We start from the raw sequence: 14,309 nt of genomic DNA, 5'->3' as shown, positions 1-14,309 counted from the left end.
TAATTAGTTAATTCTAGATGTTTTCTTAAATTAATTTTTAGAAACCTCTAATTTTTAATAAATTTAATCAGAATAATAACCACAAAGTATTTAAGTAAATACTGCCTAAAATCAAAATGCCTCGGTAGCTCAGTCTGGTGGAGCGCGAGACTTGTAATCTCGTGGTCGCGGGTTCAATTCCCGTCCGGGGCTCTAAGTTAGAGAAATACTAACTTAAGCGAGTAGAAAATAAAATTTAACAAAGTTTATATAGGTTGAAAATATATCTACTTAAATCTATTGTTGATTCATTTCAGTGGGGACCATAGGGTAGCTTGGTCGATCCTTTGGGCTTTGGGAGCCTGAGACTCCGGTTCAAATCCGGGTGGTCCCATTCAAATTCAATAGTGCTTTTATTTAGTACAAACGTGAGCAAAATCTTATTATTTGCTCTATTATCATGTTTCATTCACCCGCCTTAGCTCAATTTGGCAGAGCATCGGACTGTAGATCCGAGGGTTGCTGGTTCAAGTCCGGCAGGCGGGACTTTGATCTCATTGAGCACTTTTTAAGTGTTTTTGATATTTTGGAGTTTAAATTAGTATACGTCGGATGAAAAACAGAAAGAGCCATCCTATATGCTGATTTATTTAACTTAAAAAATATTATTCTGAGAACAAAAATAACCGTACTATTTAAATACTATAAAAATACATCAAGATATATCATATATTACATCCCTAATTTAATCAGCGCTGAAGAATTAGTATGATATTAAAGTTAGTATACTTTCTTACATAGAAAAGTATATATGTAGGTAAATGTATACCCTAAATTGCTCTAATTCTGGATACCTGCCCTGGTGGTGTAGGGGCTATCATGCGGGCCTGTCGAGCCCGCGACTCGGGTTCAATTCCCGGCCAGGGCGTCCAAACAATTAGGGCCCGTAGCTCAGTCTGGCAGAGCGCTTGGCTTTTAACCAAGTGGTCGCGGGTTCAATTCCCGTCGGGCCCGTTACTGATTTTTTTATTGGGATATTTTAACTGGAGGATAAATTGTGAAAAAGGATATCTTGAAACACGAACTTGTTCCAGATCACGCTGTTTTGTCGAAATCCGAAGTTAATAAAGTACTTAAAAAGTTGGATATCCACCCGGAACAACTGCCAAGAATAAACCTGGATGATCCAGTTGTTAAGGCTATTGGTGCTAATTCTGGAGATATTTTGGAGATTACACGTAAAAGTGCCACGGCTGGAAAATTCATTACTTACAGATTAGTACAGGATTAATTTCTGATTATTATTATATTTATAACAAGTATCGTATAACCCGAATAAACTCTCATAACTCAAAATAGTTACTCAAAGCTATAATTCAAGAGTAATATTTTTTGATGTAAAATATTTTACAAGTATTTATTTTTGGAGGAAGTCCATGAAAAAAAGTGCATGGGGATTGGTAGACGCGTTTTTTGATGAATACAACCTGGTAGACCATCACGTAAAGTCCTACAACGACTTTGTAAATCACCGCATACAAGATATAATTGACATCACAGAGCCTATAACCTTGGAACAAGGAGAATACTCTGTTGAAACTGGAAAAATAGAAATAAGAAAGCCTTTTACGAAAGAAGCAGATGGTTCAAAAAGTTTGATCTTTCCTACAGAGGCTCGTTTGAGAAATTTAACTTATTCTGCCCATATGTATTTGGAAATGCGCCTTATAAAAGAAGGAGAAGCAGCGCCTGATTTTGAAAATGTTTACATTGGAGAGTTACCTCTAATGTTAAAGTCAGACATTTGTCATTTAAGTGGGTTAAATTATGATGAACTAATGGGAAAAGGAGAAGACCCTCAGGACCCTGGAGGTTACTTCATTGTGAATGGTTCCGAGAGAGCCATTGTGACCATGGAGGAAATTGCTCCTAATAAAATTATTTTAGAGAGAATAGGAGAAATAGCAGATCGAAGGGCAAGAGCCATTGTCACTTCTATTAAAAGTGGTTTTAGAGCTAGAATTTCTTTAGAGTACCGAAAACCAAGAAAAACTGGTGTTTTCTTAAGAATTTCATTTCCATATGTGCCTGGAGAAATTCCACTGGTTATTTTGCTGAGGGCATTGGGCTTGGCTACTGATGAAGAAATAATTACTCACATATCTGATGATTTTAATTATCAGATGATAGTTGCTGATGATATACAAGTTTCGGATCAGGGATTAAAGCTAGAACCTAAAGAAATGGAAGAATTATCTCCGGAAGAACGCAGAGAATATCTCATTAATAGTGCTATAAAATACATTGGAAACAGAGTAGCTAAGGGAATGACAGAGGAATACCGTATTCGAAGAGCTGAAGATGTCATTGACAGATATTTGCTGCCTCATATGGGTGTGGAACCCGAAAACAGAACTGAAAAAGCAACTTATCTAGCTGAAATGACTGAAATGTTACTGCAAGTTATCTCTGAAGATCGAGAACCTCATGACAAGGATCATTATACTAACAAAAGATTAAGAGTATCTGGGGATTTAATGGAGGATTTGTTCAGAGTAGCATTCACCAGTTTAACTCGGGATATGAGTTATCAGTTAGAACGAAGCCTTGCTAGAGGAAAAGAACCTTCTGTAAAACAAGCAGTGCGTTCGGATGTTTTAACAGAAAACATAAAACACGCAATTGCCACTGGAAATTGGGTAGGTGGAAGGGCGGGTGTAAGCCAGCTTTTAGACCGTACCAGTTACATGGGGACTCTGTCTCACATGAGAAGGGTTGTTTCACCACTGAGTAGAAGTCAACCTCACTTTGAAGCAAGAGATTTGCACCCAACACAATTTGGTAAAATATGTCCAAATGAAACCCCGGAAGGTCCGAACTGTGGTCTGGTAAAGAACCTGGCTTTAATGACTAAAATATCTGAAGGTTCAGACCCGGTGGAAATTGAAAACATCATTAAAAAGATGGGGGTTCTAAACTAACTCATTTTTATTTTTATTCTTATTTTAGGGAGGCAATTTCGTGAGAAAAGCTAAAATTTACATTAACGGGAAGCTCATAGGGACTTGTGATGACCCTGAAACCTTCGTGGAAGAAATGAGGGAAAAACGAAGGTCTGGGGAGATCTCTGATGAGATGAATATTACTCATTATACTGAAACGGACGAAGTTTATATATTTAATGATCCAGGACGTGCCCGAAGGCCTTTAATCATCGTTAAACAAGGTGCACCATTACTACAAGAGGAACATATCGCACGCATGAGAGACGGAGAAATGAATTGGTATGATCTCATAGGTGAAGGTGTAATAGAGTATTTGGATGCTGAAGAAGAAGAAAATGCTTATATTTCCATGTCACTGGCAGATTTAAATGAATATCATACTCACATAGAAATAGATCCTTCTACTATGCTGGGAATTTGTGCAGGAATCATTCCTTTTGCAAATCACAATTCTTCTCCAAGGAATACTATGGAAGCAGGAATGACTAAACAAGCTTTGGGATTGTATGTTTCTAATTATGGTTTACGTACTGATACCAGGGCTCACCTTTTACACCATCCACAAACACCTATTGTAAAAACAAGAATTATTGATGCGACTGGTTATGATAAACGTCCGTCTGGACAGAACTTTGTAGTGGCAGTTATGTCTTATGAAGGATACAACATGGAAGACGCACTTATTTTAAACAAAGCATCAATTGAAAGAGGACTCTCCAGATCATCTTTCTTTAGATCATATGAAGCATCTGAGAGAAGATACCCTGGAGGACAGGAAGACAATTTCGAAATTCCTGAAAAAGGAGTTAGAGGTTACCGTTCTGAGGAAGCTTACAGACACCTGGATGACGATGGAGTTGTAAACCCGGAGTCAAAGGTTTCATCAGGTGATGTTTTAATTGGAAAGACTTCTCCGCCACGTTTCCTTGAGGAAATTGATGAATTCGGAACTGTGGCTGAACGAAGAAGAGAAACTTCAGTAACAGTAAGGCACGGAGAGAAAGGAACAGTGGATGCAGTTTTATTAACTGAAACTGTTGAAGGTAGTAGATTAGCTAAAATAAGGGTTAGAGATCAAAGACAACCTGAGTTCGGAGACAAATTTGCTTCAAGGCACGGACAGAAAGGAGTTGTGGGGTTGATTGTATCTCAAGAAAATATGCCATTCACTGAAAACGGTATAGTTCCCGATTTGGTAGTAAACCCCCACGCTATTCCTTCCAGGATGTCTGTAGGGCAAGTACTGGAAATGTTAGGTGGTAAAGCAGGGTGCATGGAAGGAAGAAGAGTAGATGGTACTCCTTTCACAGGTGAAATGGAAGTTGATATTAAATCAGCCCTCAAATCTAATGGTTATGAAACTGCAGGTATAGAAACCCTTTACAATGGAATAACTGGTGAAAGAATAGAAGCCGAAATTTTTATTGGTGTGGCATATTACCAGAAATTGCATCACATGACCACGGATAAAGTTTATGCCCGATCCAGAGGACCAGTACAGGTACTAACCAGACAGCCAACTGAAGGTAGGGCTAGAGAAGGTGGTCTCCGATTCGGTGAAATGGAAAGAGACTGTCTCATTGCGCATGGTGCAGCTTTAGCTCTTAAAGAAAGATTATTAGATGAATCAGATAAATACGAAGCCATAATCTGTGGAGATTGTGGAATGGTGGCTGTAGAAGATAGGATGAGAGATAAAAAGTACTGTCCTATTTGTGGAGAATCTGATTCATTCCCAGTAGAAATATCATATGCATTTAAGCTTTTACTAGACGAACTCAAGAGCCTGTGCATTTTCCCCAAATTGGTTCTGGAGGATAAAGCCTGATCATGATTTAATCGTGATAGGTACTAATTTAAGGGACTTGAATATAGGAGCAACGTAAAGGAGAGAAAACCTTGAGAGGAATTTTAAAGAAGATTTCCCAGATCAACTTTGGCCTAATGTCTCCGGAAGACATAAGAAAGATGTCTGTCACTAAAATTGTGACTCCAGACACCTATGATGAGGATGGGTATCCCATTGAGAACGGACTTATGGATCCCCGTTTAGGAGTTATAGATCCAAGTTTAAAATGTCGAACTTGTGGTTCTAAAGGGGGGGACTGTCAGGGGCACTTTGGTAGCATTAACCTGGCCAGACCAGTAATCCACGTAGGATTTGCTGATACTATTCATAAGATTTTAAGATCCACATGTCATAGCTGTGGCAGAGTTCTTTTGACTGATAGTGAGATTGTTGATTATCGGGAAAAAATAGAGCATTTAATTAAAAACGAAGAGAGTTTAACTTCAATAATTAAGGAGATATACACTACAGCTCGAAGGGACAAATGTCCGCACTGTGAAGAGGAACAGGAAGACGTTAAAATAGATAAACCTGTTTCTATTGTAGAAGGAAACTATAAACTAACTCCTAGTGAAGTCAGAGAAAGATTAGAAGGCATAAGGGACGACGATGCATTACTTTTAGGAGTAAATCCTAAAGTTGCAAGGCCAGAATGGATGGTACTGACTGTACTACCTGTACCTCCAGTTACAGTAAGACCTTCTATTACTTTGGAAACTGGTGAACGATCTGAAGATGATTTAACTCACAAGCTGGTGGATATTTTACGTATTAACCAACGTTTAAAGGAGAATATGGAAGCTGGTGCTCCTCAACTTATTGTAGAAGATTTATGGGAGCTATTGCAGTATCACGTTACCACTTACTTTGACAATGAGGCATCCGGTGTGCCGCCTGCAAGACACAGATCAGGAAGGCCTCTTAAAACCTTAGCTCAACGTTTAAAAGGTAAAGAGGGTCGTTTCAGAAGTAATCTATCTGGTAAGCGTGTTAACTTTTCAGCGCGTACTGTCATATCGCCTGATCCTAATATCAGTATAAATGAAGTAGGAGTTCCCGAGTTAATTGCTACTGAAGTCACAGTACCGGTGCATGTAAATGAATGGAACCTTGAAGAGATTCAGGGATTCATAAGAAATGGACCTAATGCACATCCTGGTGCTAACTATGTTATACGGCCAGATGGGCGAAAAATAAGGGTTTCTGAAGATATAAAAGAAGTTGTAGCTGAAAACCTGGAAAAAAATTACTACGAACACTTGGAAAAAAATGAACCTGGCCATTACGTTGTAGAAAGACACCTTAAAGATGGAGACATTGTCCTATTCAATCGACAGCCTTCTCTTCACAGAATGTCTATGATGGCCCATGAAGTAAGGGTTTTACCTTATAAAACTTTCCGTTTAAACCTATGTGTATGTCCACCGTACAATGCGGACTTTGACGGAGACGAAATGAATATGCACGTATTCCAAACTGAAGAATCACGTGCTGAGGCTAAATCACTTATGAGGGTACAAGAACATATCTTATCTCCTCGTTTTGGTGGCCCTATTATTGGAGGTATCCACGATCACATTTCTGGTGCCTATTTATTAACTCGTAAGAGTGCAATATTCACCGAAGAACAGGTTTTCCAAATTTTAAGAAAGGCAAAATTACCAATACCTGATAGAACTGGTGAAAAATGGACTGGTAAGCAAATTTTCAGTGCTGTGCTCCCTGACGATATGAATATGGTTTATCGTGCTGAGATTTGTCGTAAGTGCGAGGAATGTAAGAGAAGAGATTGTACCTATGATGCATATGTGGTGATTGAAGACGGCCAACTCTTGATGGGCGTTATAGATGAAAAAGCTTATGGTGCATTTGCCGGTAAAATCTTGGACCACGTGGTAAAAGAATACGGAACAGATCGCGCCCGTGATTTCCTGGATGCTTCCACGAAACTGGCAGTATCCGGTATTATGAAAGCTGGATTTACCACCAGTACCAATGATGAAGAAATTCCTCAAGAAGCTAAAGAAAGAATTGAAGTTCACCTGGATAATGCTGAGAAAAAGGTAGATCAACTGGTTGAAGCCTATGATAACAATGAACTGGAACCTTTACCTGGTAGAAGCCTAGAAGAAACTCTTGAAATGAGAATCATGCAAGTTTTAGGTGAAGCAAGGGACAAATCAGGGGAAATAGCAGAAAGTTACTTCGATATAAATGAAAACCACGCTGTGGTTATGGCACTTACTGGTGCAAGAGGATCTATGCTGAACTTGACTCAGATTACAGCTTGTGTAGGTCAGCAGTCTGTTCGGGGTGGACGTATTGAAAGAGGATATAATGAACGAACATTACCTCACTTCCAGAAAGGTGAGTTAGGTGCTAAAGCACGTGGATTTGTTCATTCCAGTTACAAAGAAGGATTAGATCCAATAGAATTTTTCTTCCATGCAATGGGTGGGAGAGAAGGTTTGGTGGATACTGCTATCCGTACAGCACAAAGTGGTTACATGCAAAGAAGACTGGTTAATGCACTTCAAGACTTAAATGTCAAAGAAGACGGTACAGTAACAGATAACCGTGGTGTAATTATTCAGACCATGTATGGAGAAGATGGAGTAGATCCAGCTAAAAGTGACTATGGTAAAGTAGTAGATTTGGACAAACTTGTAGAAGAAATGAGGATAAAATCCGGTAAATAATTATTATAAATTTACGGCAAGCGGGTTGCAGGTGATTCTGTGCAAGAAACAATAGAGAAAGTTACCAAGGTTGTGAAGAAAAAAAGGGCTAAGTTTCCAGAAAGCTTAATCCATGAAATAGCACAAACTGCTGAAAAACACGACCTTGATGACGATGAACTTGATGAATTAGTAAAAAAAGTTAAAAAGGCTTATGATAGAGCTAAAGTTGAAGATGGTGAAGCAGTAGGGACTGTAGCTGCCCAATCTGTAGGTGAACCAGGTACACAGATGACCATGCGTACCTTTCACTATGCAGGGGTAGCTGAACTTAACGTTACCCTGGGTCTTCCCAGACTCATTGAAATTGTGGATGCTAGAAAAAAAATATCTACACCCACCATGGCCATTTTCTTTGAAGAAGAATTCAGGAATGATGAAGAATTTGTGCGAAAAATTGCCAATCAAATTGGTAAGAGTACCATGAATGATATATTACTTGATTTCCACATTAACTATGCTGAAATGAATGTGGGCGTAGATTTGGACATGGCTAAAATTGAAGATAAAAGGCTTGATTACGAAGACATTATAAATCGTGTAGAAAAAGCTTTTAAGAAGGTTCAGATAGATAACAACGTACTAAGCTTTGAACCTGTAAAATCAAGTATTCGGGAATTGAGACTTTTAGCCGATAAAGTCCGTGATCTACAGATCAGTGGTGTGAAAAACATCGGAAAAGTCGTTATTCGGAAAGAAGAAAACGAATGGGTGATTCACACTGAGGGTTCAAACCTTGGAGCTGTTCTTAAGATGGAAGGTGTGGACAAAGTTCGAACTACTACCAATGATATCCACGAAGTAGAGAAAGTTTTAGGGATAGAGGCAGGCCGAAACGCAATTATTCATGAAGCACAACGTACAATGGATGAACAAGGTCTTACAGTGGATGTAAGGCACATTATGTTGGTGGCTGATATGATGAGTGCTGATGGTTCGATAAAGTCCATAGGTAGGCATGGTATTAGTGGTGAGAAGGCCAGCGTTCTTGCCAGAGCTTCTTTTGAAGAAACTGGAAAACATCTTCTCAGAGCCAGTATAAGGGGAGAAATAGATCACCTTACTGGTATTATAGAAAATATTATTATTGGACAGCCAATACCTCTCGGAACAGGTTCTGTTGGCGTCGAAATGAAACAAAAGAAATAGGAGGCAGTAGATGGACGTAGATAGAGGAATACGGGTCGCTGTAGACACTGGTATTGTTACTTTAGGATCAGAAAAATCAATTCAAGCTTTGAAATTAGGTGATGGTAAATTAGTAATCGTGGCTGATAACAGCCCGGAAGATATCCAAGAAGATGTCAACTATTATGCCAAACTATCCAATATTCCTGTTTACACTTACCAAGGAACCAGTGTGGATTTAGGTTCAGTTTGTGGTAAACCTTTTACCGTGGCCACTTTAGTCATTAAAGATCCTGGTGATTCTACTATACTGGAATTAATGGGGTAGTTTTTGTGACAATCAAATTCACTACAAATGAAATAAGATACATTGCACTTTTCGAAAGTATGACTGGTGCAATGGTAAAAGATTGCATTGTGGATGATGAAAACGGCAAGATCACTTTCCTTGTTAAAAAAGGGGATATGGGTCTAGCTATTGGAAAAAAAGGAAGTACTGTTACTAAAGTACAAAAAACCGTTGATAAAGGTGTTGAAGTCATAGAACATTCAGATGATCCTGTAGAGTTCATAGGCAATTTAATGGCTCCTGCTAAACTTAGAAGTATCAGAATGCTTCAAAGAGAAAACGGTGAAAAAATAGCTACTGTAGAAACAGATGCCAAAAATAAAAGAACCGCTATTGGAAAAGGTGGTCAAAATATTGAAAGAGCCAGATTACTGGCTAAAAGACAGCATAACATAAACAATATTGTTATAAAATAATGAAATAATTTTTATTTATTATTTCTTCAATTATTAGTAACGTTAAAGTTATAAGATAACTATTTTATAATTAAATACTTGTTATGATATATTGTTAGACTAATTAAATTACTAGTTGATTATGCTAATAACCGGAATTATGGTTTAATTACGGGATTAATTAACATAAAATTTCATAAGGAGGAATCTTATTTGCCAGGACTTTTCGCAGCTAAGAAGCTAAAAAAGAATAGACAACATTTTAAATGGAAAGATACCGAGTACAAAAGGAAAGCATTACGTTTAGACGTTAAAGCAGATCCATTAGAAGGTGCACCTCAAGCTCGAGGAATTGTAATTGAAAAAGTAGGTATTGAAGCTAAACAACCTAACTCTGCTATACGAAAATGTGTACGAGTACAACTTATTAAAAATGGTAAACAATTAACTGCTTTTGCCCCAGGTGATGGTGCTATAGGTTTCATCGACGAGCACGATGAAGTAGTCATTGAGGGTATCGGTGGACCTTCTGGAAGATCCATGGGTGATATCCCTGGTGTACGGTGGAAGGTAACTAAAGTTAACAACGTTTCCTTAGAAGAAATGGTTAAAGGAAAAATAGAAAAACCAGTGAGGTAATTTCATGACTCAAATATTTGATAAGTGGGATTTAGAAGAGGTGAAAGTGGAAGACATGGGTCTGACTAATTATCTATGTCTCGACGAAATCTTAGTCCCCCACACTATGGGCCGCCACGTTAAAAGACAGTTCGCCAAATCAAAAGTCTCCATTGTGGAAAGACTAATGAACAAGATTATGAGAACTGAAAGAAACGCCGGTAAAAAAAATAAAGCTTATAAAATAGTTCAAGGATCTTTGGATATAATCAACAAACGTTCCAAACAGAACCCAGTCCAAGTACTGGTTAAAGCAGTGGAAAACACTTCTCCTCGGGAAGAAACCACTCGTATTAAATACGGTGGAATCGGGTACCAAGTAGCAGTGGACATTGCTCCTCAAAGAAGAGTGGATTTATCATTAGGTTTCATAACCAAAGGAGCCATGCAATCCGCATTCAAAAGCAAAAGATCTATGGAAGAATGTCTGGCTGATGAACTTCTTTTAGCATCTGAATACGATACCAGAAGCTTCGCTATTCAGAAAAAAGAAGAAAAAGAAAGAATAGCCAGATCTGCCCACTAATTGCAATTAATATAACATTTTTCAGGTGATTTTAGTGAGTAGACGTACTAAAATGATTAATAAAATTAAAGAGCTGATGTACCAGCCTAAATACATCCGGAACATCGGTATCGTGGCTCACATCGACCACGGTAAAACCACTTTATCTGATAACTTACTCGCCGGTGCTGGTATGATTTCATCCGAGTTAGCTGGAGACCAGCGTTTCTTGGATTTCGACGAACAAGAACAGGCTCGAGGTATCACTATTGATGCAGCAAACGTATCTATGGTACACCCCTATGAAGACAATGAGTATTTGATAAACCTCATTGATACTCCTGGTCACGTAGACTTTGGTGGGGATGTAACTCGTGCTATGAGAGCAGTAGATGGTGCAGTAGTAGTAGTCTGTGCAGTAGAGGGTATCATGCCTCAAACTGAGACTGTACTAAGACAAGCTCTAAAAGAAAATGTTCGACCAGTATTATTCATTAACAAAGTTGACCGTTTAATAAACGAATTAAAACTTGATCCTAATGAATTACAGGCCCGATTCCTAAAAACTATCGCCAGTGCTAACAAACTCATCAAAAACATGGCTCCTAAAGAGTTAAAGGACAAATGGCAAGTTAAAGTAGATGATGGTAGTGTAGCATTTGGTTCTGCTTACCACAACTGGGCAATTAATGTTCCAATCATGCAGGAAAGTGGAATCAACTTTAATGATATCTTCAACTACTGTAATGGGGACAACCAGAAAGAACTTGCACAAAAAGTACCTTTAGCTGATGTGCTGTTAGGGATGGTAGTAGAACACTTACCAAGTCCTGACGAATCTCAAGCTTACAGGGTACCGACCATCTGGCCAGGAGACCTGGACAGTGAAGAAGGTCAAGCTATGATCAACACCAACCCAGATGGGCCACTAGCAGTAATGATTACTGATGTGAGTATTGATAAACACGCCGGTGAAATTGCTACTGGACGGGTATACGGTGGAACCATAGAAAAAGGAACAGAAATCTTTTTTGTAGGATCACATGGTAAAAACAGAATCCAGCAAGTAGGTGTCTACTTCGGACCAGAAAGAGTAAACACTGATAAAGTACCTGCAGGTAACATTGTTGCTATTACCGGTGCTCGAAATGCTGTTGCAGGGGAAACTGTGTGTAATGTTGGCCGTAAAATCGAAGCATTCGAAGGTTTAGAACACATATCTGAACCTGTGGTTACTGTGGCGGTAGAAGCTAAAAACACCAAAGATTTACCTAAACTCATTGAAGTACTAAGACAAGTAGGAAAAGAAGATCCTACAGTAAAAGTAGATATTAATGAGGAAACCGGAGAGCACCTTATATCAGGTATGGGTGAACTTCATTTAGAAATTATCACTTACCGGATTAATGATAAAGGTGTGGAAATCGAAACTTCCGAACCAATTGTTGTTTACAGGGAAACTATTGCCGGCACCGCGGGACCAGTAGAAGGGAAATCCCCTAACAAACATAATCGGTTCTACCTTGAAATTGAACCACTAGAAGATGCCATATTCCAAGCCATCCAAGATGGAGATATTAAAGAAGGAAGAGTCAAAGGTAAAGACCTGGCTTCAAAACTCATAGAACTAGGACTGGAAAAAGACCAAGCTAGAAAAGTATGGGATGTCAACAACCGGTCTCTCTTTATAAACTCCACCAGAGGTATACAATACCTGGACGAGATCAAGGAACTTTTAATGGAAGGTTTCGAAAGCGCATTAGATGATGGCCCAATTGCGCGAGAAAAAGTCATGGGGCTTAAAATAAGACTCATGGATGCAAAGATTCACGAAGACGCAGTACACAGAGGTCCTGCTCAAGTATTACCAGCTATCCGGAAAGCAGTTTACGGAGCAATTATGTTGGCTCAACCAAACTTACTGGAACCTGTACAAAAGGTATTCATCAATGTACCTCAAGATTACATGGGATCATCTACTAGGGAAGTCCAAAACAGAAGAGGACAGATCGTGGACATGTCTCAAGAAGGAGATATGGCAACTTTAGAATCCAAAGTTCCTGTTGCAGAAATGTTTGGATTTGCAGGTGACATACGATCTGCTGCAGAAGGTAGATGTCTGTGGTCCACTGAGAACGCAGGATTTGAAAGACTACCTCGTGAAATGCAGAAACAAATTATAAAAGAAATCAGGGAAAGAAAAGGTCTTACCCCAGAACCTTATGGGCCTGATCACTACCTGGGCTAAATAAGTTAATGAAAAACCCCCTCCTATGGAAAATCCATATAGGTGTTATGCCGAGTTAGTGTAACTCATAAAATTATACATTTATATGGGGGTTTAAACTAAACTTAACCTAAGCTCAGACTACTGACAAATAATGCTTACGCATATTAAATGGAGGTATTTTTAATGGCTAAAACAAAAGAACACATGAACTTGGCGTTTATTGGACACGTAGACCACGGAAAATCAACCCTTGTGGGACACTTATTACTCCAAGCCGGAGCTATTGCTGAACAGCAATTAGCAGACGGAGAAAACAAGTTCAGATTTGTAATGGATAAATTAGGTGAAGAAAGAGAAAGAGGAGTAACCATAGACTTAGCTCACGCTAAATTCGAAACTCCAAAATATGAATTTACTATTGTGGACTGTCCTGGTCACCGTGATTTTGTTAAAAACATGATTACTGGTGCATCACAAGCTGATGCTGCTGTATTAGTAGTGTCTATTGACGACGGTATCATGCCACAAACCAAAGAACACGCTTTCTTAGCAAGAACCCTGGGTATCAACCAATTAATCATTGGTGTAAACAAAATGGATCTTGTTAACTACGACGAAGGTAAGTTCAACGACCTCAAAGCTGAAGTCTCTGACTTAATCAAGACTGTAGCTTACAAACCAGATGAAATTAATTTCATCCCACTGTCTGCTTTCGAAGGAGACAACATAACCACTAGCAGTGACAACACTCCATGGTACAAAGGCCCATCTCTCGTAGAAGCTTTAGACACCTTCACTGCTCCTGAAAAACCAACCGATTTACCACTACGAGTACCTATCCAGGATGTTTACTCCATCACTGGTGTAGGAACAGTACCAGTAGGAAGAATCGAAACCGGTATTATGAGGAAAGGTGAAAATGTAATTTTTGAACCTGCCGGAGTAACTGGAGAAGTAAAATCCATCGAAATGCACCACGAAATGCTGGATTCAGCAGAGCCTGGTGACAATGTAGGATTTAACGTACGTGGTGTAGGTAAAAATGATGTAAGGAGAGGAGATGTAGCAGGACATCCTGACAACGCTCCAACCGTTGCTAAAGAGTTTTCCGCACAGATCGTAGTATTACAGCACCCTGGTGTTATCACCGTAGGATACACTCCCGTATTCCACTGTCACACCGCTCAGGTCGCATGTACTTTCTTAGAATTATCTCAGAAAATGAACCCCGCAACTGGCCAAGTTGAAGAAGAAAATCCTGACTTCCTCAAAACTGGTAACGCTGCAATCGTGAAAGTTAAACCAACTAAACCTATGGTAATCGAAAAAATCAAGGACATTCCTCATATGGGTAGATTCGCTATCCGGGACATGGGTCAAACCGTGGCCGCTGGAATGTGTATTGATATCGAGCCAGCTAAATAGGTTTAATTAAACTTTTCACCTTCTTTTT

At 39.1% G+C, this 14,309-nt stretch carries 11 protein-coding genes and 5 tRNA genes; all 16 read left to right on the top strand.

Annotated features, from left to right (window positions below; all coding sequences use genetic code 11):
- The first annotated feature begins 118 nt into the window (after window positions 1-118).
- Window positions 119-192: transfer RNA gene (locus MXE27_RS00640), tRNA-Thr, on the top strand.
- A gap of 106 nt (window positions 193-298) precedes the next feature.
- Window positions 299-373 (top strand) — tRNA-Pro (locus MXE27_RS00635).
- Between the two features lie 78 nt (window positions 374-451).
- Window positions 452-525, top strand: a tRNA-Tyr gene (locus MXE27_RS00630).
- A 310-nt stretch (window positions 526-835) separates the two neighbouring features.
- Window positions 836-907 (top strand) — tRNA-Asp (locus MXE27_RS00625).
- 12 nt (window positions 908-919) lie between these two features.
- Window positions 920-993, top strand: a tRNA-Lys gene (locus tag MXE27_RS00620).
- A gap of 43 nt (window positions 994-1,036) precedes the next feature.
- Window positions 1,037-1,270, top strand: a complete 234-nt coding sequence (locus MXE27_RS00615; protein WP_248610453.1) for a DNA-directed RNA polymerase subunit H — start codon at window positions 1,037-1,039, stop codon at window positions 1,268-1,270.
- A 145-nt stretch (window positions 1,271-1,415) separates the two neighbouring features.
- Complete coding sequence (locus tag MXE27_RS00610) at window positions 1,416-2,960, top strand: DNA-directed RNA polymerase subunit B'' (protein ID WP_248610452.1); 1,545 nt, start codon at window positions 1,416-1,418, stop codon at window positions 2,958-2,960.
- Window positions 2,961-3,000: 40 nt separating this feature from the next.
- Entirely contained in the window at window positions 3,001-4,812 is a 1,812-nt protein-coding gene (rpoB, locus tag MXE27_RS00605) for a DNA-directed RNA polymerase subunit B (RefSeq protein ID WP_248610451.1), read from the top strand.
- Between the two features lie 71 nt (window positions 4,813-4,883).
- The gene (locus MXE27_RS00600) at window positions 4,884-7,532 is read left to right on the top strand and encodes a DNA-directed RNA polymerase subunit A' (RefSeq protein WP_248610450.1); all 2,649 of its coding nucleotides are present in this window, start codon (window positions 4,884-4,886) and stop codon (window positions 7,530-7,532) included.
- Window positions 7,533-7,571: 39 nt separating this feature from the next.
- A complete protein-coding gene (gene rpoA2, locus MXE27_RS00595; RefSeq protein ID WP_425438250.1) occupies window positions 7,572-8,720 on the top strand; it encodes a DNA-directed RNA polymerase subunit A'' in 1,149 nt (382 codons plus the stop codon).
- Window positions 8,721-8,730: 10 nt separating this feature from the next.
- Window positions 8,731-9,027: a 50S ribosomal protein L30e gene (locus tag MXE27_RS00590; protein ID WP_248610449.1), complete on the top strand. Its 297-nt coding sequence runs from the start codon at window positions 8,731-8,733 to the stop codon at window positions 9,025-9,027.
- A gap of 5 nt (window positions 9,028-9,032) precedes the next feature.
- Window positions 9,033-9,464, top strand: a complete 432-nt coding sequence (locus MXE27_RS00585) for a NusA-like transcription termination signal-binding factor (protein WP_248610448.1) — start codon at window positions 9,033-9,035, stop codon at window positions 9,462-9,464.
- A gap of 192 nt (window positions 9,465-9,656) precedes the next feature.
- Window positions 9,657-10,082, top strand: coding sequence for a 30S ribosomal protein S12 (locus tag MXE27_RS00580; RefSeq protein ID WP_248610447.1), 426 nt, complete (start codon window positions 9,657-9,659; stop codon window positions 10,080-10,082).
- Window positions 10,083-10,086: 4 nt separating this feature from the next.
- Complete coding sequence (gene rpsG, locus MXE27_RS00575; RefSeq protein WP_248610446.1) at window positions 10,087-10,647, top strand: 30S ribosomal protein S7; 561 nt, start codon at window positions 10,087-10,089, stop codon at window positions 10,645-10,647.
- A gap of 34 nt (window positions 10,648-10,681) precedes the next feature.
- A complete protein-coding gene (locus MXE27_RS00570; protein WP_248610445.1) occupies window positions 10,682-12,874 on the top strand; it encodes an elongation factor EF-2 in 2,193 nt (730 codons plus the stop codon).
- A 165-nt stretch (window positions 12,875-13,039) separates the two neighbouring features.
- Window positions 13,040-14,281 (top strand): translation elongation factor EF-1 subunit alpha, encoded by a 1,242-nt coding sequence (gene tuf, locus MXE27_RS00565; protein WP_248610444.1) that lies wholly within the window; start codon window positions 13,040-13,042, stop codon window positions 14,279-14,281.
- Window positions 14,282-14,309: the final 28 nt, after the last annotated feature.

Source organism: Methanobacterium alcaliphilum (assembly GCF_023227715.1).
Classification (GTDB): Archaea; Methanobacteriota; Methanobacteria; order Methanobacteriales; family Methanobacteriaceae; genus Methanobacterium_E; species Methanobacterium_E alcaliphilum.
This window is presented reverse-complemented; position numbering and strand designations above follow the sequence as displayed.